At 62.5% G+C, this 21090-nt stretch carries 19 protein-coding genes and 1 pseudogene; 13 read left to right on the top strand and 7 right to left on the bottom strand.

What is annotated here, in order from left to right; translation table 11 throughout:
* Positions 1 to 17: 17 nt before the first annotated feature.
* Positions 18 to 377 (top strand): sulfur globule family protein, encoded by a 360-nt coding sequence (locus tag GWK36_RS14185; protein WP_166272106.1) that lies wholly within the window; start codon positions 18 to 20, stop codon positions 375 to 377.
* 124 nt (positions 378 to 501) lie between these two features.
* On the opposite strand, the pseudogene GWK36_RS14180 reads toward GWK36_RS14185, so the two are convergent.
* Positions 502 to 2392 (bottom strand): annotated as a pseudogene (locus tag GWK36_RS14180) (sodium:solute symporter family protein).
* A 13-nt stretch (positions 2393 to 2405) separates the two neighbouring features.
* Positions 2406 to 2663, bottom strand: a complete 258-nt coding sequence (locus tag GWK36_RS14175) for a DUF4212 domain-containing protein (RefSeq protein WP_166272104.1) — start codon at positions 2661 to 2663, stop codon at positions 2406 to 2408.
* Positions 2664 to 2923: 260 nt separating this feature from the next.
* Between GWK36_RS14175 and thrC the strand changes: the two genes are divergently transcribed.
* Positions 2924 to 4309 carry a threonine synthase gene (thrC, locus tag GWK36_RS14170; RefSeq protein ID WP_166272102.1) on the top strand — a complete coding sequence of 462 codons (1386 nt, stop codon included), beginning with the start codon at positions 2924 to 2926 and terminating at the stop codon, positions 4307 to 4309.
* 3 nt (positions 4310 to 4312) lie between these two features.
* Positions 4313 to 5866 carry an alpha-isopropylmalate synthase regulatory domain-containing protein gene (locus tag GWK36_RS14165; protein ID WP_166272100.1) on the top strand — a complete coding sequence of 518 codons (1554 nt, stop codon included), beginning with the start codon at positions 4313 to 4315 and terminating at the stop codon, positions 5864 to 5866.
* Positions 5867 to 5918: 52 nt separating this feature from the next.
* Here GWK36_RS14165 and GWK36_RS14160 read toward each other — a convergent pair whose 3' ends face one another.
* The 4 genes from GWK36_RS14160 to motA all read right to left on the bottom strand — a co-directional run bounded on the left by GWK36_RS14160 (position 5919) and on the right by motA (position 9627).
* Positions 5919 to 6659, bottom strand: a complete 741-nt coding sequence (locus tag GWK36_RS14160) for an OmpA family protein (protein WP_166272098.1) — start codon at positions 6657 to 6659, stop codon at positions 5919 to 5921.
* Complete coding sequence (locus GWK36_RS14155; RefSeq protein WP_166272096.1) at positions 6656 to 7741, bottom strand: hypothetical protein; 1086 nt, start codon at positions 7739 to 7741, stop codon at positions 6656 to 6658. Before GWK36_RS14155 ends, GWK36_RS14160 begins: the two co-directional genes overlap by 4 nt.
* 128 nt (positions 7742 to 7869) lie before the next feature.
* Complete coding sequence (gene motB, locus GWK36_RS14150) at positions 7870 to 8751, bottom strand: flagellar motor protein MotB (protein WP_166272094.1); 882 nt, start codon at positions 8749 to 8751, stop codon at positions 7870 to 7872.
* 15 nt (positions 8752 to 8766) lie between these two features.
* Complete coding sequence (gene motA, locus GWK36_RS14145; protein WP_166272092.1) at positions 8767 to 9627, bottom strand: flagellar motor stator protein MotA; 861 nt, start codon at positions 9625 to 9627, stop codon at positions 8767 to 8769.
* A gap of 110 nt (positions 9628 to 9737) precedes the next feature.
* Here motA and GWK36_RS14140 point away from each other — a divergent pair, with 110 nt between their 5' ends.
* Positions 9738 to 11180: an HDOD domain-containing protein gene (locus GWK36_RS14140; RefSeq protein ID WP_166272090.1), complete on the top strand. Its 1443-nt coding sequence runs from the start codon at positions 9738 to 9740 to the stop codon at positions 11178 to 11180.
* On the opposite strand, the gene GWK36_RS14135 is transcribed toward GWK36_RS14140, so the two are convergent.
* On the bottom strand, positions 11155 to 11472 hold the full coding sequence (locus GWK36_RS14135) for a late competence development ComFB family protein (RefSeq protein ID WP_166272088.1): 318 nt from the start codon (positions 11470 to 11472) through the stop codon (positions 11155 to 11157). The two genes, GWK36_RS14140 and GWK36_RS14135, sit on opposite strands and share 26 nt — an antisense overlap.
* 121 nt (positions 11473 to 11593) lie before the next feature.
* Between GWK36_RS14135 and GWK36_RS14130 the strand changes: the two genes are divergently transcribed.
* From GWK36_RS14130 to GWK36_RS14090, 9 genes are all read left to right on the top strand, one after another.
* Positions 11594 to 12958, top strand: coding sequence for a sigma-54 interaction domain-containing protein (locus tag GWK36_RS14130; protein ID WP_166272771.1), 1365 nt, complete (start codon positions 11594 to 11596; stop codon positions 12956 to 12958).
* Positions 12959 to 13225: 267 nt separating this feature from the next.
* Complete coding sequence (gene fliE, locus GWK36_RS14125; protein ID WP_166272086.1) at positions 13226 to 13561, top strand: flagellar hook-basal body complex protein FliE; 336 nt, start codon at positions 13226 to 13228, stop codon at positions 13559 to 13561.
* 137 nt (positions 13562 to 13698) lie between these two features.
* The gene (gene fliF / locus GWK36_RS14120) at positions 13699 to 15345 is read left to right on the top strand and encodes a flagellar basal-body MS-ring/collar protein FliF (protein WP_246237859.1); all 1647 of its coding nucleotides are present in this window, start codon (positions 13699 to 13701) and stop codon (positions 15343 to 15345) included.
* Positions 15335 to 16351, top strand: a complete 1017-nt coding sequence (fliG, locus tag GWK36_RS14115) for a flagellar motor switch protein FliG (RefSeq protein ID WP_166272082.1) — start codon at positions 15335 to 15337, stop codon at positions 16349 to 16351. Before fliF ends, fliG begins: the two co-directional genes overlap by 11 nt.
* Positions 16348 to 17283 (top strand): FliH/SctL family protein, encoded by a 936-nt coding sequence (locus tag GWK36_RS14110; RefSeq protein WP_166272080.1) that lies wholly within the window; start codon positions 16348 to 16350, stop codon positions 17281 to 17283. The genes fliG and GWK36_RS14110 overlap by 4 nt, the downstream gene beginning before the upstream one ends.
* A gap of 5 nt (positions 17284 to 17288) precedes the next feature.
* Complete coding sequence (fliI, locus tag GWK36_RS14105; protein WP_166272078.1) at positions 17289 to 18665, top strand: flagellar protein export ATPase FliI; 1377 nt, start codon at positions 17289 to 17291, stop codon at positions 18663 to 18665.
* Positions 18666 to 18678: 13 nt separating this feature from the next.
* Positions 18679 to 19116, top strand: coding sequence for a flagellar export protein FliJ (locus tag GWK36_RS14100; RefSeq protein WP_166272076.1), 438 nt, complete (start codon positions 18679 to 18681; stop codon positions 19114 to 19116).
* A gap of 25 nt (positions 19117 to 19141) precedes the next feature.
* Positions 19142 to 20425 carry a flagellar hook-length control protein FliK gene (locus tag GWK36_RS14095; protein WP_166272074.1) on the top strand — a complete coding sequence of 428 codons (1284 nt, stop codon included), beginning with the start codon at positions 19142 to 19144 and terminating at the stop codon, positions 20423 to 20425.
* Between the two features lie 74 nt (positions 20426 to 20499).
* Positions 20500 to 21084, top strand: coding sequence for a flagellar basal body-associated FliL family protein (locus tag GWK36_RS14090; protein ID WP_166272072.1), 585 nt, complete (start codon positions 20500 to 20502; stop codon positions 21082 to 21084).
* Positions 21085 to 21090 lie beyond the last annotated feature (6 nt).

Raw genomic sequence — 21090 nt, 5'->3', positions numbered from 1 at the left:
ACGATCGGAGAGATCAGATGAAAAAGCTTGCTACCGCTGCTGCTGTTGCTGCCCTCTTGGGCGTTTCTGCCTCTGCATCCGCTTGGTGGGGCCCTTGGGGTGGCGGCCCTGGCTATGGCTGGGGTGACTGGTTCGATGACTTCTTCGGCGATGGCTATGGCGATTTCAACCTGAGCATGAGCGGTGGCGGTCGCGGCTGGGGTCGTGGTTATAACCGCTACTTGAATGCCCCCTACTGGTGGGGTCCCTATGGCTATCCCTACTATGGCGGCTGGGGCGGCTATCCCTGGGTCTATCCGTACTATGGCGCCCCCTACGCAGCCCCCTATGCTGCTCCGGTCGCCCCTGCTGCTCCTGCTCAGTCTGAGTCCAAGTAAGCTCGCTTAACAATAGCCGGCTTGCTGCCAGCCCGACGCCCAAGCGTCGGGCTTTTTTTTTGCGCCCGGCGCGGTTACAAAAAACCCCGCCGAAGCGGGGTTTTGAAGGATGAAGGATTGTCGATCAATGGGCAGCTGCGCCCGCACCGCGCGGGATGCGCACATCCTCGACGAGATGCTGAATGTGTTCGGGCGGCGGGGCGGTGAGGGCTGAGACGATGCCGGCAATGAAGAAATTGACCAGCGCGCCGACCGCACCGAAGGCCTCAGGGGTGATGCCAAAGAACCAGTTGGCACCCATGCCCAGGTCAGGCAGCAAAAACTCTGTCCCTTTGATGAAGAAAACCCCCTTGTGCTGGAAGACATACAGCAAGGTCACCATCATCCCTGCGATCATGCCGGCGATTGCACCTTCCTTATTTAGGCGTTTAATGAAGATCCCCATGATGATCACGGGGAAGAGCGATGACGCAGCGAGTCCAAAGGCCAGCGCCACCGTACCTGCGGCAAACCCAGGCGGATTGAGCCCCAGATAACCGGCAAGGAGGATGGCGGCGATCATGGACAGACGTCCGGCCATGAGTTCTTTCTTTTCGGTGATGCTCGGCATGAAGACCCCCTTCAAGAGGTCGTGCGAGATCGCCGAAGAGATAGCGAGCAACAGGCCGGCTGCGGTCGAGAGCGCCGCCGCTAGACCGCCGGCGACCACCAGGGCGATCACCCAGGCAGGCAGGCAGGCCCGCGATCTCGGGATTGGCCAAGACCATGATGTCATTGTTGACCGCAACCATCTCGTTGCCTTGCCAGCCGTAACCCGCGAACTTGGTTGCGCTATGTTTGGCCTCAGCAGCAGCAACTGCCTTTTCAGCGGCCTCAACGCCCGTGTTATTGGATTTGGCGTCGGCAAGCTTGAGCTTGGCCTCGGCCAGGCCACCGTCGCTGTAGTACTGGATACGCCCATCGCTATTCCAGTCTTTATATTTCAGCAGACCCGTGATCTCCCAACGCTTGAACCAGTCGGGACGTTCGTCATAGACCAGGTTGCCCTGGGGGTCACCGACCTGACCGATCTGGATGGTCTCTATGAGGTTCAGACGTGCCATCGCCCCGACTGCGGGAGCAGTGGTATAGAGGATGGCGATGAAGACCAGAGCCCAGCCGGCTGAATAGCGCGCATCGCGCACCTTGGGGACGGTGAAGAAACGGATGATGACGTGGGGGAGCCCCGCAGTACCGATCATCAGCGACAGGGTATAGGCGAACATATTGAGGGTGCTGCCCATCACCTGGGTGGTGTATTGCTTAAAGCCCAGGTCGGTGACCACCTGGTCGAGCTTGGCGAGGATCGGCATTCCGCTGCCGTCGCTGATATAGGTCCCGCCCAGGCCGAGTTGCGGAAGCGGATTGCCGGTTAGGGCTAGCGAGATAAAGATCGCTGGGATGGTATAGGCCAGGATCAAGACGATATATTGAGCGATCTGGGTATAGGTGATCCCCTTCATCCCGCCGAGGATGGCATAGACGGCGACGATGCCCATGCCGAAAGCGATGCCCCATTCATAGGAAACACCGAGGAAACGCGAGAAGGCTACGCCCACACCGGTCATCTGGCCGATGACATAGGTCACCGAGGCCAGGATCAGACAGATCACAGCCACGACCCGTGCGGAGTTTGAATAATAACGGTCGCCGATGAACTCGGGCACGGTGAACTTACCAAACTTGCGCAGATAGGGTGCAAGCAGCAGGGCCAGGAGCACATAGCCGCCGGTCCAGCCCATCAGAAACACCGACCCGCCATAGCCGCCGAAGGCGATCATGCCGGCCATCGAGATGAATGAAGCAGCCGACATCCAGTCGGCAGCGGTCGCCATGCCATTGGCGATGGGATGCACTCCGCCGCCGGCAACATAAAACTCGCTGGTGCTAGCAGCGCGCGACCAGATGGCGATGCCGATATAGAGCGCGAAGGTCGCGCCGACGATCCCATAACTCCAGAGTTCGAGTTCAGTCATCGCGGTGCGCCTCCTAGTCCTCTTCGACGTCGTATTCTTTATCGAGCCGGTTCATCAGGGCAGCATAGATAAAGATCAGGGCGACGAAGATATAGATCGAGCCTTGTTGGGCAAACCAGAAGCCGAGTGGATAGCCGCCGAGATGGATGGCATTGAACGGTTCGACCAGTAGGATGCCGAACCCGTAAGAAACGACGAACCAGACGACCAGAAGGACTAAGAGATAGCGTAGATTGGCCTTCCAATAGTCCGCACGCTTGTCAGGTGTCATGATGTCACTCCGTTCAAGAGTTACGGTGTCAGCCGAAGGATTGCGGGGTGACGGGGCGCGCCGCCCAAGGATGCCTAATCGCGCAGCGCGCCACATGCTGGCAGAAGCCCCCTCGTTGGTTATCATTTATCCGCTGTTCTGCCATGTCAGCGGATATCGGGCATTGTCTGGTTACGTTTGACATGCTGTCAATGTTTTCACCTAAGCTGCATCAATGTTGGCTGCATTGATTTACTGTCATTGATCTACTAAAAGACATCATGCGTTATCTCAGTACCCGCGGCGGGGTTGCGCCGCTTGCGTTCGATCAAGCGGTGATGATGGGCCTGGCGACCGATGGCGGTCTGCTTATCCCTGCCGAGATCCCGACGATCTCGCCTCAGCAATTACGCGCCTGGTCCAGGTTGCGTTTTCAGGACCTGGCCTTTGAGGTTGTGGCACCCTTTGTCGGCGATGCGATCCCCTCGGCCGACCTCAGGGATCTGATCGAACGCTCCTATGCGACCTTTGCCCATCTCGAGGTGACCCCATTGGTCAGGGCGGGCGATCGTTCGGTCCTCGAGCTCTTTCACGGCCCGACCGCCGCCTTCAAGGACGTGGCCCTGCAATGGTTGGGGAATCTGTTTGCCTATCTGCTCGAACGCGAGGGCGGGACACTCAATATCCTGGGGGCGACCTCGGGGGATACAGGCTCGGCGGCGATTTATGGTGTCCGCGGCAAGCCGCGTATCCAGATCTTTATCCTCTATCCCAAAGGTCGCATCTCGCCGCTTCAAGAGCGGCAGATGACCACCCTGCCCGATACCAATGTGCATCCATTTGCCATCCGCGGCACCTTCGACGATGCCCAGGCGATCGTCAAGACGCTCTTCAACGACCTGGAGTTTCGATCGACCTATCGGCTGGGTGCGGTCAATTCGATCAATTGGGCGCGCATCCTGGCCCAGATGGTGTATTACTTCTATGCCTGGGGACGCGCCACGGGCGGTGACCCAGCGCAGGCAGTGAGTTTTTCGGTGCCCACCGGCAACTTCGGCGATGTCTTCGCCGGCTATCTGGCGCGGCGTATGGGCCTGCCGATCAACCGCTTGATCATCGCTACTAATCGCAACGACATCCTCACCCGCTTCGTCCAGACCGGGGTCTATGCCCGTGAGTCCAAGGTCCATCAGACCCTGAGCCCGGCGATGGATATTCAGGTCGCATCAAACTTCGAGCGTTATCTCTATTACCTGCATGCTGCTGACCCAGCGCAGGTGCGCGCCTTACTCGAGACCTTTGCGCGCACGGGTCGTCTTCAGGTCTCAGCGGATCGGTTGCGTCAGGCCCAAGCGGACTTTGCGGCGGCTGCGGTCAGTGATGCCGAGACCCTCGATCAGATCCGGGTAACCTATCAGTCCACCGGCTATATCCTCTGTCCACATACCGCCGTCGGGGTACGGGCGGCGCGTGCTTTTCCTGACGCCATCTGTTTGGCAACGGCCCATCCGGCCAAGTTCAATGAGGCGATCTATCAGGCGATCGGTCAGGAGGCGCCCTTGCCAGCGGCTCTGCAGGGTCTCATGGAGCAGACGCCGCATTACATCGAGCTCGAAGCCAAGGCCGAGGCTGTCAGACGCCAGATCGCAGCGCTGGTGCAGGGTTGAGCGATGACCGATGTCTCTCGCCGTATCCTCATCTTGGATACCACCCTGCGCGACGGTGAACAGACCCAGGGGGTGTCTTTCTCGCCCGATGAAAAGCTCAGTCTGGCCAAGGCGTTGTTGGAACAGGTCCGGGTCGATCGGCTCGAGGTCGCCTCGGCGCGCGTCTCATCCGGCGAGCTCGCCGCGGTCGCCCGTATCATCGCCTGGGCCAAGGAGCGTGGATTTGCCGAGCGAGTCGAGGTCTTGGGCTTTGTCGATGGGGGGTCGAGCATCGACTGGATCGGTCAGGCCGGGGGGCAGGTGATCAATCTCTTGGCCAAGGGCAGCGAGCGGCACTGCTGCGGTCAGCTCGGCAAGACGCTCAGCGAGCATCTGGCCGATGTCCGCGCCGAGATCGCCCGTGCCCAGGGGCGGGGGTTGCGGGTCAACCTCTATCTGGAGGACTGGTCGAACGGCTATCGCGACAACCGCGACTATGTCTATACCCTGGTCGAGGGGTTGGCCGATGCCGGGATTGGGCACCTGATGCTACCCGATACCCTGGGGGTAATGACTCCCGATCAGGTTTTTGCCGCCATCTCGGACATGATCGCCCGCTTTCCAGCGCTGCGTTTCGATTTTCATCCGCACAACGACTATGGGCTGGCCACCGCCAATGTGCTCGCAGCGGCCCGCGCCGGCGTGACCTCTGTCCATTGCACGGTCAATTGTCTAGGCGAGCGCGCCGGCAACGCCTCGCTCGCCGAGGTAGCGGTCAATCTGCGCGATCATCTGGGGCTCGAGCTCGGGATCGACGAAAGCCAGCTCGCCCGGGTCAGCGAGCTGGTGGCCTCATTCTCGGGCAAACGGATCGCCGACAATACGCCGATCGTCGGCGGCGATGTCTTCACCCAGACCGCCGGCATCCATGCCGATGGCGACAAAAAGGGCCAGCTCTATCACTCCCGGCTTTCCCCCGAACGCTTCGGCAGGCGGCGAGTCTATGCCCTCGGCAAGCTCTCGGGCAAGGCATCGCTCTTGAAAAACCTCGAGCGGCTCAATATCGAGCTCTCAGAGGAAAACCAGCGCAAGGTCTTGAAGCGCATCGTCGAGCTCGGGGATTCGAAAAAGACCATCACCACCGAGGACCTGCCCTTCATCATCGCCGAGGTGCTCGACTGCAAGGACTATCATCATGCCGAGCTCCTGGCCTGTACCATCTCATCCAGCCTGGATCTCGAATCTACGGTCAGCCTCAGGGTCCGGCTTGGCGATCAGGTCCTCAGCGGTACCGGCAGCGGCAACGGTGGGTTCAATGCCTTTACCAATGCCTTGGGGCGCTTGCTCAAAAAACAGGGTCTGAGCCTTCCCCCGCTCCTCGATTATGAGGTGCGCATCCCCAAGGGCGGACGCACCGATGCCCTGACCGAATGCAGCATCACCTGGCAGACCGAGGAGGGCGAACTGCGCACCCGCGGGGTACATGCCAATCAGGTCTTTGCAGCGATCAACGCCACCATGCGGCTGGTCAATATCCTGATGCAGCGCGCACTCAGCGGTGCCCGGCAAGAGGCCTAGGCCCTGCAATCCTCGAAGCAAGAGAGAAGAGGGATAACCCGGAGCGTGCCGGTCACTCGGGCGAGTCTGGGCGGTGATCCCCCTGAAGCTTGAGCGGCTCAAGCAGACGCGCCTCGAAATCGGTGAGCACACTGAACTCCACCCTGCGGGAGGCGACTGGGTCTTCCCGCCCCTGGGCATCGCGCACCGGACGTGAGGACGACATCCCCACCGCCGCCACCCGCTCGCGGAACCATGCCTCGCCGCGAACCGCCTCCAACCCATAGGCAAACCTTAAGACCGCCTGGGTGCGCTGCTGGCTGAGGTCCATGTTGAGGAAATAGGCCTCAAGCGGGCCGACGCCGGCGTTCCATTCGCTGGAGGTATGTCCCTCGATGCGGATCTCGCGGATGATTCCCTGGAAGGGCTTAAGCTGCGCTACATAGCGCGGTAGGAAATCGCGCAGGATGGTCTCAAACTCGGGTTTCAAGCGCGCTGAATTGCGATCGAACAGGATCTCGGGCTCGCGGAAACGCAGGGTCAGGGTGCGCTCGATCAGCTCGGCGTTCCAGCGCGGTAGATCATCCTTGAACTCGCGCGCGAGCGCCTGATAGATGGCCTGGCGCGACTCGATCGCAGATACGCGCACCTCGGTCTCGCGTTGATGCAGGCGCTCGACCTGGACCATGTGCAGCACTGCCAGGAACAAGAAGATCACCATCAGGGTCGCCATCAGGTCGGAGACCAACAGCCAAGGGCCCTCGTCCTCGATCGCCGCTGATGGAGGGGAGTGATGACCGAATAGCGTCTTCATGCCGGCACCCCCCGCAGCTCCATCCGGGTACCACCCAAAGGTACACCTGTGGTACCCAGACGCCCGATGCGTTGCTGAGCTTCGAGGCCCGAAAGCACCGCCCCCTCGATGGCATCGAGCATGGCCTTGAGGCGTTGATCGATGGCGGGGAAGGTGTCCTTGGCGCGTTCGCGTAGCTCGGCAACTGCACCCAGGACGGATTCAAGTTCCAGGGTCTCGCGTTTGAGCGCCTGGAGCGTCGTCTGCTGATCCTGCACATGGGCGGTGATCTGCCCCGCCTGCTGGGTCAGGGCCTGGAGGCTGGTCTGGGTGTGTTCGATCCCAGCGATCGCCAGATCCAGTTGACCGCCGAGGGTTTCGAGATGCACCCGATAACGCTCCTGCCACTCCAACAGCCTGCCGATGGCAACGTCCAGATGGCGGAAGTTCTCCCCAAACTGGGCGCTGAGACGATCGTTGAAGGTGCGGATGACCGATTCGAGCGCCGCGATCAATTGGCGCGACCCCAGCTCGCTGATCTTGGCGGCGAAGTCGTTGAAGGCGGCAAGCTGGACCTCATGCTGGGTTTCCAGGGTGTCCAGCAGGCGCCCCTCGAGCTGGGCGAGCTGGTCGTTGAGGGCGCGGCTAGCGGTGAGCTGGGCATCGGTGAGCTGGATCTGGAGCTTGAGCAGGGCGACCGGGTCCTTAAGATCGAATGCCGGCGTGTCCTGAGCCAGGGTGGGCCGCGCCTGCGCATCGCCCAGGATCTGGGTCAGTCGCAGGACGATCGCCAGCACGATCCCGACGATGCTGGTACTGAAGGCGAGCTTGAGCCCCTCGAGCAGGAGGGGGATGCTCGATTCGATGCGACTGGGATCAAAATCAAGCAGACCGATGGCGATCCCCAAGAAGGTCCCCAGGATGCCCAGGGTCGTGAGCAGGCTCGGGGCCGTCCGTTGCAAGGTTGGGGCACGCTGCATGAGTGAGGCGATCAGGGCCAGGGTGAAGAGCGCGCCCATGGTCAGGGCAAATAGCCCGGTGATCTGGTTGGCATCCAGATGGTGCAGAATGAACAGGAGCAGATCGGCAATGGATTCGAACATACTGACCTCGCAACCGGGCGATGGGGTGGCGTTTGCCCGGGTAGATGCATAATCCAGGCCAAGCTGCACCAAGCCCGAGATGGCGAGGATACCCGAGTGCAGGTCGTCGCGCTGATGCCAAGGATGTGTCAATGGGCCGACACCGATGGGACGGCTGTAAGCTGCCCAGCCTCACGATGGATAGCGGCATCGGCCTCGCGGGTCAGGACGATGATATTGATCCGCCGATTGATGGGGTTGTTGGGGTCGTTGCGGTCAAAGGGGACGGTCGAGGCCAGGCCGACCACCCGGCTCACCTTGTCGGGTTGCATCCCGCCTTCGCTCAGGGCGCGGCGCGCGGCATTGGCCCGGTCGGTCGAAAGCTCCCAGTTGCTATATAAGATCCCGCCGAGCGGACGGGCGTCGGTGTGCCCAGTGATACTGATCCGGTTGGGGACCTGATTGATGAGCCCGGCCAGTTCATGTAGGATGGCCCGGGTATATTCCTTGAGCTTGGCGCTCCCGAGGTCGAACATTGGGCGGTTTTCCTGATCGACGATCTGGATGCGCAACCCTTCAGTGACGATATCGATCAGGAGCTGATCCTTATAGGGCGATAGGGTCTCGCTCTCCTTGATCTTGTCCTCGATGATCTTTTTTAGGACCGCCAGCCGTGCCGCGTCTTGCGCGTGCGCCAGCTCATCGATCTGCTCGGGGGTCAGCGGCTGCGGCGGTCCGGTATCCACCGCCCCCTTGAAATCGATGATCATCGGTTTGGAGCCCGTCCCCTCTCCCTGGGCCTGGGAGGGCGATGCGGCGATCCCCATGAAGGCGGAAGGGTTGTTGAAATATTCGGCGATCGCCGCCTTTTGATTCTCGGTGGAGGAGGTCAATATCCACAGCAGCATGAAGAAGGCCATCATCGCCGTGGCAAAATCGGCGAAGGCGATCTTCCAGGCCCCGCCATGATGACCGCCAGGTTTGCGGACCCTTTTGATGATGATCGGCTGCTTGGTCTCCTTGAGTGCCATATCTCTGCCCTTAGTTCAGCGCGAGCCGCGCAGGAGCTGCTCGAGCTCCTGGAAGCCCGGGCGAAGCTCCGGAGGCATGGTCTTGCGCCCGAACTCGACCGCAATCTGCGGGCTGTAGCCCTGGACGCTCGCGAGGATACAGGCCTTCAGGCAGCTCAGATAGCGGGTCTCTTCGTCGGCAAGCCGTTCCAGATAGCTGGCGATCGGTCCGATAAAACCATAAGAGATCAGGATGCCGCTGAAGGTCCCGACCAGGGCAGCGGCGACCAGAGTCCCGATCTCGTGCATGGGCCCGCCGAGTGCGGCCATGGTATGCACGATCCCGAGTACCGCGGCCACGATCCCGAAGGCGGGCAGGCCATCGGCCACCCGCTGGACGGCATGTGCGACCTCGACTGCATGATGATGATGGGTCTCGAGCTCGACATCCATCAGGCCTTCGAGTTCGAAGGGATTCATATTGCCGCTGATGACGAGCCGCATATAGTCGGCGATGAAGGTGACGGCCTCATGATCGCGCAGCAGCAGGGGATATTTCTGGAACAAGGGGCTGCTGTCCGGCTCTTCGATATCCCCCTCAACCCCCATGAGTCCCTCTTTACGCGCCTTATTGAAGAGCTCATACATCAGGCCCAGGGCCTCCAAATAATGGGGCCTTTTATATTTGGACCCGGTGAAAAGGGCGGGGATCGATTTGAGCGCCTTGAGGACCACGTTCATCGGGTTGGCGATGATGAAGCCGCCGCCGGCTGCGCCAAGGATGATCACCAGCTCGAAGGGTTGCCAGAGCGCCAGCACATGGCCCCCACTGGCGGCAAACCCGCCGAGGACCGAGGCTATGACGAGGATGGAACCCAGGATGAAGTTCGGGTGCATAGGGTCTGGATCGGGCAGGAGGCAGGATCATGCGAGGCGCATATGCAAGACTGTACCATAGCATCCGCTGTCAAGCGGTCTTGAGTAACCGGAGAGATACAGGCGCTGACATGGGATCGCCGTGGTTTGACAACCTGATCGCTCAGGCGCGGCTGGAGGACCTGCCCATACACCCGGAGACGCGCCGGCTGCTGGCGCTGGTCCTAGACGACGAGCGCGCGCCGCTGCGTCAGCTCGCCTGGGTGGTGATGGGTGATCCGGCCTTGGCGATCCGCGTCCTCCAGTGCGCCAATACCCTGGAACGCCATTATCCCGGGCGCGAGATCGCCACCCTTGAGGACGCCATCCACCTGATCGGTACCCGGCGACTCGCCCAGCTTGTGCAGGCGTCGCCTGTGGATGCAGCATGCCTCAACGACCGCCGTTTGCTCTATTACCGGCACGGGTGCGCCCGTGCCTGGTTGGCGGCGCTCTTGGCCCAAGACTGGGCCGCGCTCGACCGCGACCGCGTACCCGCCGAGATCGCGCTTGCGGCCTTACTCAACAATCTCGGTGAGCTCTACTGGCTGGTATATGGCGACGCCCGCATCAACCGCTATCTCGAGATGCTGGCGCAGCCGGGCGCCCTACCGCACGAGGCCGAATATCTGACCTTAGGCGAGAATCTGGAATGGCTGGGTTACCGGCTGGCGGTCCGATGGGGTCTGCCCGAGATGGTGCGCGAGTCGATGCGCGCCCGCAACGCCCGGTATCTGCGCCCGCTCTATGTGATGCTGGCGACCCAGATCGCCCGCCATGCCCTCGGTGGCTGGCGCTATCCAGGACAGATCGCGGATCTTAGGCTGATTGCCGAACTGCTCGGGCTGGATCTTAGCGCGCTCAGTGCCCGTATCGCTGCGGTCTTGGCAGGTTTTAACCCGCATGCTGCCCGCTATGGGCTTGCGCCGCTTGAACCCTTGCCAGCCATGCACTCTGGTAGGTCAGGGGTGGGGTATGAACCGCCTTGTCCCGCGCCTTTTTGCCTGGCGCCACGCGCCGATGAGTTTGCGCGGGCGCAGGAGTTGCTTGCCTCGGATCAGATCCAGGACCGCACTTCGCTGATCCTGACTTGGCTTGCGGGCCTGCACCGCGGCTTGGGGCTGAATCGCGTCGTCTATGCCACCCTCGATGCGGCGACCAGGACCCTGAGCGCCGAACAGCTCATGGGAACGGATTTCGAGCCGGCCTTCAACCGCTTCAGCCTGAAGCTGGATGAGGCCGGGGCGTTTGTCCGCCTACTGGGACGGCCAGGGACGCACTGGTTGCGCACCCAAGGGCCCGACGCTGTGGCAGAGGTGTTGCCGCCTGCTGTCAAGATCTTGACAGGAGGGGTGTCCTGTCTGGTGCATGTCGTTTGGTTGGGCGGGCAAGCAATCGGTCTGGTTTATGCCGATCGTCGCGCGCCGACCTGCGCCCTCGACGCCCGTACCTATCGGGGGTTTTCCATGCTCGCGGACCTCGCTGGGCCTGTCTTGGCGCGTCTGATGCCTAGATCCAGGGGAGACGGAGCCTGACCGGTTCGGAGGCAGTGGTCCCCTCGGGACGGTCTTGACGGCGCCCGATGACTGCCAGGGCCTGGTCGACTGCGGCATCGACCTGATGGAGGATGGCCGTCTGTTCGCTATCGCACAGGTGCGACCACAGGTCTACGGCATGGCGCACATAGCGGGCAGGCAGGGCATTGAGCGCAAGACAGGCCAGGTCGGCCACGAAATCGGCATCTTGCAGCTCATCTCGGCCCGCGAGATGTTTTTGGATAGACTCCAAGACCAGGCGTTCGTAATAGTTTTGGATACCTGCAAGCATGGGATTTGCACCAACAGTCGCGATCTACAAGGGTGTCCGTAATCCTAGCATAGCGGGATGTTCTGGGATCTGGATCTGGCTGGCCGATGGCAAAAGGTAGTGAGATAGGAAAGGCGCGGTGATGCGAATCGGTGTCTATGGTGACCCCCAGAAATGCCTGGCGACGCGCCATATCCTGGCGTTTTTGGGCCAGGACGTCGCTGAGCTGAGCGGTCAGCGGGCCGGCGACCTGGGGCTCGATGCCCTTTGGGTCTGCGACACGGGCGCCGCGCTCGCTAGGCTGCTGATGCAGGTCCCAGCAGGTTTGGGGCTGGTCTTGCAGCCGACCGACGGTGACTCGACCCAGATGCCATACAGGGAGCGCACCTATGTCATCGCATCACCGCTGCGTCCTGGCCTGGTGATCGAGGTCCTACAGCGGTTGGCGTTCGCTAGCGTTCCCGAGCCCCTGGAAGCGCCCGATCTAGTGGGGCGGCATCCGCGGATGCTGGCAGTCAAGCGTTTGATCGCCCAGGTTGCCTCCACCGATGCGACCGTACTGATCCTGGGTGAGACCGGCTCGGGCAAGGAGCTGGTGGCGCGTGCCATCCATGCCGCATCCAGTCGCGCCGACAAGCCCTTCGTGGCGGTCAACTGTGGCGCGATCCCTGCGGATCTCTTGGAAAGCGAGCTGTTTGGCCATGAGAAGGGTGCCTTCACCGGCGCTTTCACCAGCCGCGCCGGGCGTTTCGAGCTAGCAGGGGACGGGGTGCTCTTTCTCGACGAGATCGGCGATATGCCCCTGCCGATGCAAGTCAAGCTGTTGCGGGTGCTTCAGGAGCGGACCTTTGAACGGGTGGGTTCGAACAAGCCCATCCACACCAATGCCCGCATCATCTCGGCGACCCATCGCGACCTAGAGCAGGCGGTGGCAGTGGGTCAGTTCCGCCAGGATCTCTTCTTTCGCCTCAATGTCTTTCCCATCGAGCTGCCGCCGCTGCGCGAGCGTGCTAGTGACCTCCCCCTGTTGATCGAGGCCTTCGCTGTTCGCATGCGCGCGCAAGGGCAGGCGCCGGCCCATCTAACCCCAGCGGCCTTGGACCATCTCAGTCAGTATCCTTGGCCGGGCAATGTGCGCGAGCTGGCGAACCTGCTCGAACAGCTTGCGATCATGTATCCCGATGCCCTGGTCGATCTCCATCAGCTCCCGCGCCGTTTCCGTCCCGATGGCCTTGAATCCTTACCTCAGCCTCCAGACTGCGCGATGCCCGATGCGAGCGTCCAGCTGACCCCCGCCGGCGCCGATCCACTACCGCCCGAGGGGGTCGAGCTGCGCGAATATCTCAATGACCTCGAACGGCGCATGATCCTGAGCGCGCTCGTCCAAAACGATTTTGTCGTTGCCCGCGCAGCGCGTCGGCTGGGGATGCGGCGTACTACCCTGGTCGAGCGCATGCGCAAGTTCGGCCTCGAGCGCGACGCCCGCCAGGAGCTCTCTGAACTCTAGGGAAACGCTGATTCATGCGCAGCCCTGCACCCGTTGCCGCTGCCTTCGCAGCGCACTCATTGTTCTGGATTTTGGCTTGCGCTGGAATGACGACATGGGACTTTTTCGGCGTTTCCTTAAGCGCAGTCTGCATCTCGCCTCTGCTGTAGGGTCTGCGCTCGCCAGGGGCTCAAGCTGGGATTAGGCATCCTATTTGCCTGATTATGGCCAAAGACGACCTGGGCCCGAGATAGAAGGGCCAGCCGATCCCGGGAGCGTGTAATCATCATGAGCGAGATCCAGATCCAACAGGTCTTGGCGCAGATGCGCGCCCTCGCCCAGTCTGGCCGGGTCGAAGGGGCTGCCCCGGCTGCCGCAACCGCGCAGACACCCGATGCCGGCGCCGAATTTGCGGCCACGCTGCGCGATGCCATCCGCGGCGTCAACCAGCTCCAGCAGGAGTCGAGCAACCTCCAGACCCGGTTTGAGCTGGGCGATAAAACAGTTAGTCTGCCGCAGATCATGGTTGCCATGAACAAATCGAGCGTGGCCTTCGAGGCCACCATGCAGGTACGCAACCGGCTGCTGGCGGCCTATCAAGAGGTCATGAGCATGCAGGTCTGAAGGCCCTTTGAGTCAATCCTTGCGTTTGCACTGTTATGGATACCGCCATCGCCGAAAATCCGCTGCCGCCGAGCCCGCAGCCCGATCCCAATACCTTGGGCGGACGCCTGGCGCTGGGTCTCAAGAGCTTCCGCGAGATGCCAGTGGGCCGGCAGATCGCCCTCATCGGCATCCTGGCCGGCGGTCTGGTGGCGGTGGTCGCGATCTTGGTCTGGGCCCTAAGCCCGACCTATGCCCCGCTCTTTGCCAAGATCGATCCGACTGAGGCTGGCGAGGTGATGAAGGCCCTCGACAAACTCGGGGTGCCCTATCGGGTCGATAACGATACGGGCCAGATCCAGGTGCCCCAGCAGCGTATCGCCGAGACCCGTCTCCAGCTCGCTGGAGAGGGGCTCCCTAAGTCGGCAGATATTGGTTTTGAGCTCTTGCAACAGGAATCCGGCTTTGGCACCAGCCGCCTGATCGAGGGCGCGCGTTATCAACGGGCAGTGGAGGGTGAATTGGCGCGCTCGATCGCAGCGCTTGCGCCGGTTGAGCGGGCGCGGGTCCATATCGCTAAGGCCGAACGCTCGGTTTTTGTCCGCGAGCGCATCCCGCCGAGCGCCTCGGTCGTATTACAGCTCAAGGGCAGGGAGGAGCTGACCGATGCTCAAATCAATGCCATCGTCCATCTGGTCTCATCGAGCGTCCCTGAGCTGGTCCCCGAACGGGTGACGGTCGTGGATCAGAGCGGACGCCTCCTGACCGCGAACGCCAAGAACCGCGACGATCAATTGACGCTCGATCAGCTCGAATATGTCCATCGCATCGAGTCGCGCTATATCGAACGCGCCGAGTCCTTATTGGCCCCCATTGTCGGCGGGCGCAACCGAGTGCGGGTCCAGGTCACGGCAGACTTGGACTTCTCGCGGGTCGAGCGGACCCAGGAGGCCTATGACCCGGATCGCACCGCGGTACGTTCCGAACAGCTCAACGAAGAAGAACGCATGGGCGCTGATCCCCTGGTTGGCGGCATCCCTGGGGCGCTGACCAATCAACCGCCAGCGGGCGGGGTCGTCGGCCAGCAGCAGGCCCAGCCCAACAATCAGATGCCGAGCAGCCGCTCGCAGCAGACCACACGCAACTATGAGATCAGTCGCACCCTGTCGCACATCCAGGAGATGCCGGGCAGCGTGCGTCGGCTGACCGCGGCGGTGGTGGTCGATTATGCCGATCAGGTCAATGAGGCCGGTGAGCCGGTGCGAGTGCCGCGTTCCGAGGCCGAGCTGGAGACCTTGCGCAAACTGGTTCGAGATGCCATTGGTTTAAATGAGGCACGCGGCGATTCGTTGCAGGTCAGCTCGGCGCCTTTCGTCCCCGAACCTGCGGAGGCGGGCGAGCCGATCTGGACCCAGCCTTGGTTCCTGGAGCTGGTCAAGATCGTCGGCGGCCTGTTGTTGGCGCTCATCGTCATGCTGACCGTGGTCAAGCCGGCACTCAACCAGCTTTTGCCCAAGCCGCCTGAGCCCGAGGAAGAGGAGGAAGAGGCAGCTGGCGAGGAGACCCTGGCGCTTACAGACGAGACGGCGCGCGAGGGCGAGGCAGCCGCTGAGGGCGAGGCAGGGGCTGAGGGCGAAGAGATCGTCTCGCTCACCCACGAACCCTCGGCGATTGCCGCCCTGCTTGGTCCCAAGGGCCCCGACCGTCAGCAGCTCGACATCGAGGCGGTGCGCGAGTTGGTGCGTCAGGACCCCAAACGGGTAGTCCAGGTCATCAAACAATGGTTGGCTGAAGATGGCAACTGAACCTGCGGTCAAGAAACGCCCGGGCGCTGAGCGCGTGGCGATCTTCATGATGAGCATCGGCGAGGAATGCGCTGCTGAGGTGCTCAAGCACCTGGGTCCCAAGGAGGTGCAAAAGATCGGGATCGCTATGGCCTCGCTCGAGCGGGTGACGCGCGGTGACATCGATGAGGTGCTCAAGGAGTTCTCCGAGGTCATCCAAGACCAGACGGCACTGGGGATCGGCGCCGACGACTATGTGCGCAATGTGCTGCGCTCGGCCTTGGGTGAGGAAAAGGCCGCGGGTCTCATCGATCGCATCCTCATCGGGCGCAACTCCAAAGGACTGGAGGCGCTCAAATGGCTCGATCCGCGGGCGATCGCCGAGATGATCCGCCACGAACACCCGCAGATCGTGGCGGTCGTCCTGTCGCATCTCGACCCCGACCAGGCTGCTGAGACTCTGACCTATCTGCCCGACCGTATGCAGTCCGACATCATCCTGCGCATCGCCACCCTCGACGGCATCCAGCCGGCGGCCCTGCAAGAGCTCGACGAGATCCTGGAAAGCCAGCTCTCGGGCAAGACCACCGCTAAATCCTCGCGGATCGGCGGGGTCCAGACCGCGGCCAATATCCTCAACTTCATGGAAGCGTCGCGCGAATCGGCAATCATGGATAGTGTCAAACAGGTCGATGAGGATTTGAGCGAGCGTATCCAGGAGCTGATGTTCGTCTTTGCCAACCTGCTCGATGTCGATGACCGCGGTATCCAGCGCCTGTTGCGCGAGGTCAATACCGAGACCTTGGTGTTGGCGCTCAAGGGTGCCGACGAAGAGCTTCGGGACAAGATCTTCAAGAACATGTCCAAACGCGCCGCCGAGATGCTGCGTGAGGATCTAGAGAGCAAGGGTCCAGTACGGGTCAGCGATGTTGAGGCGGCGCAGAAGGAGATCCTGGCAGTGGCCCGACGTCTGGCCGAGAGCGGTGAGATCATCCTGGCCGGCAAGGGTGGGGAGGCGATGCTGTGAATGGTGTGATCTCGGTGACCGAGGGTCAGCGCCTGGCCCGGATTCAGCGGTGGCTGCCGCCCGATGTCAGTATCCGCATCGAGCCCGAGCCTGAACCTGAACCTGAGCTTGCCCCTCCGCCCCCACCGCCGACCGAGGAGGAGATCGCGGCGATCAAGGAGGCGGCTCGGCAAGAAGGCGCCGAGCTTGGCTATCGCGAAGGCTATGAGGCCGGTTATCAGGCAGGCCGCGCCCAGGCCGAGCAAGAGGCAGAACAGGAGCGTGCCGAACGCGCGGCGCGCGAGGAGGAATGGCATCGCTTCGAGGAGCAGCGGCTTGCTGAGAGTGTCACTGCCTTGGAAGGGATCGCCCGCGCCCTGGCCGATCCGCTTGCCGAAGCGGTCGAGGTCGTGGAGCCCGAGCTCCTGGCCCTGGTGTCCACCCTGGCGCGGCGGGTGATTCTGGCTGAGCTGAGTATCCGGCCCGAACTCATCCAGAAAGTGCTGGATGCGGCGCTCAAACAACTGCCCTCGCGCAACCATCCGGTGCGGGTCCAGGTCAATCCCGAGGATCAGGCGATCCTGGAGGCCTATGCTAGGGCGCAGGATGAACGGATCAGCTGGATCCCGGATTCTGCCATCGAGCGCGGTGGCTGCGTGGTGCTCAGTGGCCTAAGCCGGATCGATGCCAGGATCGAGACCCGCCTATCTCAAGGGATTGAGGCGCTCTGGGGCGAGTTGGGGGTGCCCGGGTCTGAAACTGCCGCCGCTGATGCGCACCTGCCGGCTACGGAGCCGCCCGCCGCGGCAGGGGATGCACAGTCAAACGAGATAGCAGCGTCCGATCGAGAGACAGCCGCTCGGGCCCAGATCTGGGACGCAACACCACCTGCTGCCACGGCATCCACTTACGAGATAGGTCCACCGACTGCGGGGACTGACGACGAGGTGTAGGCATCATGAGCGAGCAGATCGAGGAGCTCAAACGTCAGGGCGCGCAGCAGGTGGCGCAGGGGCTACGCGAACGGCTCGCCCGTTCGCGCCGGCGTGTCGATGATCTCTTGCCGCCGCAGCCCGAGGGTCGGCTCTCGCGCATGGTTGGCATGACCCTCGAGGCCGAAGGGATCCGTCTGCCAGTCGGCGGGCGGGCAGCGATCCTGACGATCGATGGGCGTAGGCTCGCCGCCGAGGTCGTGGGTTTCCAGGGTGAGCGCACCTTTTTGATGCCCGAGGGCAAGCTGGAAGGCCTAGCGCCCGGGGCGCCTATCGAGCCCCTGGAACAGCGGCGGCTGATCCCAGTGGGTCCAGCGCTGCTCGGAAGGGTGGTCGATGCCCTGGGGCGCCCGCTCGATGGTAAGGGACCGATCCGCACCGACGACTGGGCGCCGATCGAGGGTCGGCCCATCAATCCTCTGGGTCGCAAACCGATCAGCGAGCCATTGGACGTCGGTATCCGCGCCCTCAACGGCCTGCTCTCGATCGGGCGCGGTCAGCGCGTGGGCCTCTTTGCCGGCAGCGGTGTCGGCAAGAGCGTGCTCTTGGGGATGATGACCCGGCATACCAGCGCCGATGTCATCGTGGTGGGTCTGATCGGCGAGCGCGGGCGTGAGGTCAATGAGTTCATCTATGACATCCTGGACGAGGAGGCGCGCCGGCGCACGGTGGTGGTCGCCGTCCCCGCCGATCAGTCGCCGCTCCTGCGCCAGCATGGGGCCTGGGTGGCCACGACCATCGCCGAATCCTTCCGCGACCTGGGGCTGAATGTCTTGCTGCTCATGGACTCGCTCACCCGCTTTGCCCAGGCGGCGCGCGAGATCTCGATGGCCATCGGTGAACCGCCGGCGACCAAGGGCTATTCGGCCTCGGTCTTTGCCCGTCTGCCCCAGCTCGTCGAGCGCGCCGGCAACGGCGATCACGGCGGCGGCTCGATCACCGCCTTTTATACCGTGCTGGCCGAAGGCGATGATCAAAACGATCCGGTCGTCGATTCGGCGCGCGCCATCCTCGACGGACACGTGGTCCTATCGCGCGAGATCGCCGAGACCGGACGCTATCCCGCCATCGACATCGGCGCCTCAGTCTCGCGGGTCATGAGCGCCATCGTTGCGCCCGAGCATCTCAAGGCCGCGCATCGCTTCCGCCATCTGATGTCTACCTATATGCGCAACCGCGACCTCATCGCGGTCGGGGCCTATCGCAAGGGTGCGGACCCCCAGCTCGACGAGGCGGTGGCCATGTATCCGCGTCTGGAGGCCTATCTGGCGCAGGGGCGCCTGGAAAAGGCCAGTTTTGAAGAGGCCCGCCGCCAGCTCTTCGAGCTGATCGGCCTGCTGTGAGCGGGGACATGATATGAGCGTCAAGCGTTTTGAACGACTCCTCAAGATCCGCCAGGCCCAAGAGAACGAGGCGGCGGCGCTTTTAGGCGCGCGTCTGGCTGAGCTCAACCGCCTGGAACAGCAGCGCTCCCAGCTTTTGGAATATCAGCAGATCTATCTGAACGCACCGATCCCCAATGATGTGCATCTCATGAAACAGTTGGCCCTGATGCATCAGCAATTACGCGGGGCGCTGCAACAGCAAGACCTGCGGGTGGCCGCTGCCCAGTCTCAGACCGAACAGGTACGCGCGGTCTGGCTGGAGCGGCATCAGGCCACCCTGTCGCTGGAAAAACTGATCGAACGCCGCCGCCGGCTCGAGGCCATCGCCGACAGCCGCCGCCAACAGCGCGAACTCGACCTCTGGGCGACACGCCAAGCGGCACGGCAGATGCGAAACGAAGGCTCATAGACGGATTCAGGACGAGGTAAAGACCATGACCCAAACCTTTAGTCTCTCCGGCCTGTCGGGCTGGTTGACCCAGATCCTAGGCGAGCTGGATACGGGCGCGGCCCTGGGCACCGCCGATAGCGCCGATTTTGTCGGATCGTTTGCCGCCCAGATCTGCGCCCTCCTGCTCAAGCAAGGTGTTGATCCGCAGGCGGTCGCGGCGCTCGACGATCAGACCCTGGTGGGGCAGTGTCTGGCGCTTATGGCGGACCAGCAGCCGCTGGGGTTGGGCGGTTTGAGTCTAACCTTGACCGATGCGACAAGCGTCTTGCCAGAGGCAGCGACCGATGACGGGCAATCCGATCCAGATGACACCGATCCCCAGACCGAGGACAGCGGGGTCTATCTCGGATGGCTGCCGACCGCTGTGCTCGATCGGTTGGCTCAGTCAGGGGCGATGCTGCTGCAGAGTGCGACATCCCAGTCCTCATGTCCAGACGGGCAAGTGACAACCTTGGGCGGTATGGCGACTGGGGGTGCTCTGCTCGACCCGATCGCGGGGCGCGGGAGGTTTGCTGTACGCTTGAGCCAGGTCCAAGCGGCGCAGATGTCTATGCCTACAATCGATGGTGGGTCTGTGGCAGATGCCGAGACAGCCGCGGGTCCTGAGCGCTGGAACGGGTGGCTGGGGAAGGTCCTAGGGGCCGAAACAGCCCAAATAAACCGCTATCAGGTGGCTGATTTGGGTGGACAAGACCCCAGATTGGGCCCTGACGATGCGCTCCAGACTGCGCTTGACGCATCGACGGCTACCCTGCGCTCGGTAGTGCCCGATCCTGTCCAAGGTGTAGGGGTCCGTTCAGCCACTGATCCAGCAGCAACAGCGGGCGTACGTACGCAGGTCTTGGACCTCAATCGCTTGTTACAGCCAGGCGGCGAGCAGACCCTGGCTGCCCAGGTGCGCTGGTCGCTGGAGCAGGGTCTGGATACCGCCGAGATCAAGCTGCATCCGCCTAGCCTGGGCGGCCTGGAGGTGCGGGTCGTTCAGGATGGCGAGCGGACCCATGTGCACTTTGTCACGGCCCATCCGGTGGCGCGCGAGGTCCTGGACGCCGCCCTGCCCAAACTGCGTGAATCGCTCGCCCAAGAGGGGATCTGGCTGGGTAATGTCTCGGTCTCGGACCAGGCCCCGCGGCGCGATCAAGGCCAAGGGCGTGGATCGCCCACCCAGACGTCTGCGCTCGATGAGATCGATGAAGACGAGTCAGGGACGCTGGCGGTTCAGGATACACTGACGATCCTGGCGCGCCGGCTCGATGTCTTTAGCTGAGGCCCAAGCCAAGGCTGGCGCTCTGCGAGAGAGTGTTTACAATCCAGGCGTCAAGATTCCATCAGGTCTAAACGATGGCAGAGAAAAAAAAGAAGCCCACCGCCAAGCCACCCACCGATGCGGGGGCTGCCAAGCCTGCCGGCGTGCGCATCAAGTTGATCATCATCCTGCTGCTTGCCCTGCTGCTCCTCGGCGGTGGGGGATTTGCCGCCTATTATTTTCTTCTGCGACCCAAACCGACCGACACGACGGAAGAGACGGCCAACGCCGATGGCGCGAGCGCGCCTCAGCCCCAGCCCGCCCCGCCCCCGGCTGCCGCTGCGTCCCAAAGCGCCGCGCCGCCGCCTACACTCGTTTATCACAACCTCGGCAGCTTTACAGCCAACCTCATCTCGGGGCAGGCGCGTTTTCTGCGACTGGGTTTGGTAGTTTCCACCTTCAACCCGCTGGTGCCTGCGGCCTTGGATAAACACAAGCCTAGGCTGCGCAACGATATCCTGAGCCTCTTGGCGAGCCAGGACTTCGTCGCCCTCAATACCCCAGAGGGCAAGGAGACACTGCGCGAGGCCTTGCGCCAGACCCTGGTGCGCATCCTCGCCTCAGCGGGCGAGCCTGCGGATATCCGCGACGTCTTGTTCAATGATCTGATCATGCAATAACCCGAC

The organism is Caldichromatium japonicum (genome assembly GCF_011290485.1).
Classification (GTDB): domain Bacteria; phylum Pseudomonadota; class Gammaproteobacteria; order Chromatiales; family Chromatiaceae; genus Thermochromatium; species Thermochromatium japonicum.
The sequence above is the reverse complement of the archived record's forward strand: the minus strand, read 5'-3'. Positions and strand labels throughout refer to the sequence as shown.

Coding starts and splice junctions, on each gene's coding strand:
- GWK36_RS14185 (WP_166272106.1), top strand. CDS start 18: ATGAAAAAGCTTGCTACCGCTGCTGCTGTTGCTGCCCTCTTGGGCGTT.
- GWK36_RS14175 (WP_166272104.1), bottom strand. CDS start 2,663: ATGACACCTGACAAGCGTGCGGACTATTGGAAGGCCAATCTACGCTAT.
- thrC (WP_166272102.1), top strand. CDS start 2,924: ATGCGTTATCTCAGTACCCGCGGCGGGGTTGCGCCGCTTGCGTTCGAT.
- GWK36_RS14165 (WP_166272100.1), top strand. CDS start 4,313: ATGACCGATGTCTCTCGCCGTATCCTCATCTTGGATACCACCCTGCGC.
- GWK36_RS14160 (WP_166272098.1), bottom strand. CDS start 6,659: ATGAAGACGCTATTCGGTCATCACTCCCCTCCATCAGCGGCGATCGAG.
- GWK36_RS14155 (WP_166272096.1), bottom strand. CDS start 7,741: ATGTTCGAATCCATTGCCGATCTGCTCCTGTTCATTCTGCACCATCTG.
- motB (WP_166272094.1), bottom strand. CDS start 8,751: ATGGCACTCAAGGAGACCAAGCAGCCGATCATCATCAAAAGGGTCCGC.
- motA (WP_166272092.1), bottom strand. CDS start 9,627: ATGCACCCGAACTTCATCCTGGGTTCCATCCTCGTCATAGCCTCGGTC.
- GWK36_RS14140 (WP_166272090.1), top strand. CDS start 9,738: ATGGGATCGCCGTGGTTTGACAACCTGATCGCTCAGGCGCGGCTGGAG.
- GWK36_RS14135 (WP_166272088.1), bottom strand. CDS start 11,472: ATGCTTGCAGGTATCCAAAACTATTACGAACGCCTGGTCTTGGAGTCT.
- GWK36_RS14130 (WP_166272771.1), top strand. CDS start 11,594: ATGCGAATCGGTGTCTATGGTGACCCCCAGAAATGCCTGGCGACGCGC.
- fliE (WP_166272086.1), top strand. CDS start 13,226: ATGAGCGAGATCCAGATCCAACAGGTCTTGGCGCAGATGCGCGCCCTC.
- fliF (WP_246237859.1), top strand. CDS start 13,699: ATGCCAGTGGGCCGGCAGATCGCCCTCATCGGCATCCTGGCCGGCGGT.
- fliG (WP_166272082.1), top strand. CDS start 15,335: ATGGCAACTGAACCTGCGGTCAAGAAACGCCCGGGCGCTGAGCGCGTG.
- fliI (WP_166272078.1), top strand. CDS start 17,289: ATGAGCGAGCAGATCGAGGAGCTCAAACGTCAGGGCGCGCAGCAGGTG.
- GWK36_RS14100 (WP_166272076.1), top strand. CDS start 18,679: ATGAGCGTCAAGCGTTTTGAACGACTCCTCAAGATCCGCCAGGCCCAA.
- GWK36_RS14095 (WP_166272074.1), top strand. CDS start 19,142: ATGACCCAAACCTTTAGTCTCTCCGGCCTGTCGGGCTGGTTGACCCAG.
- GWK36_RS14090 (WP_166272072.1), top strand. CDS start 20,500: ATGGCAGAGAAAAAAAAGAAGCCCACCGCCAAGCCACCCACCGATGCG.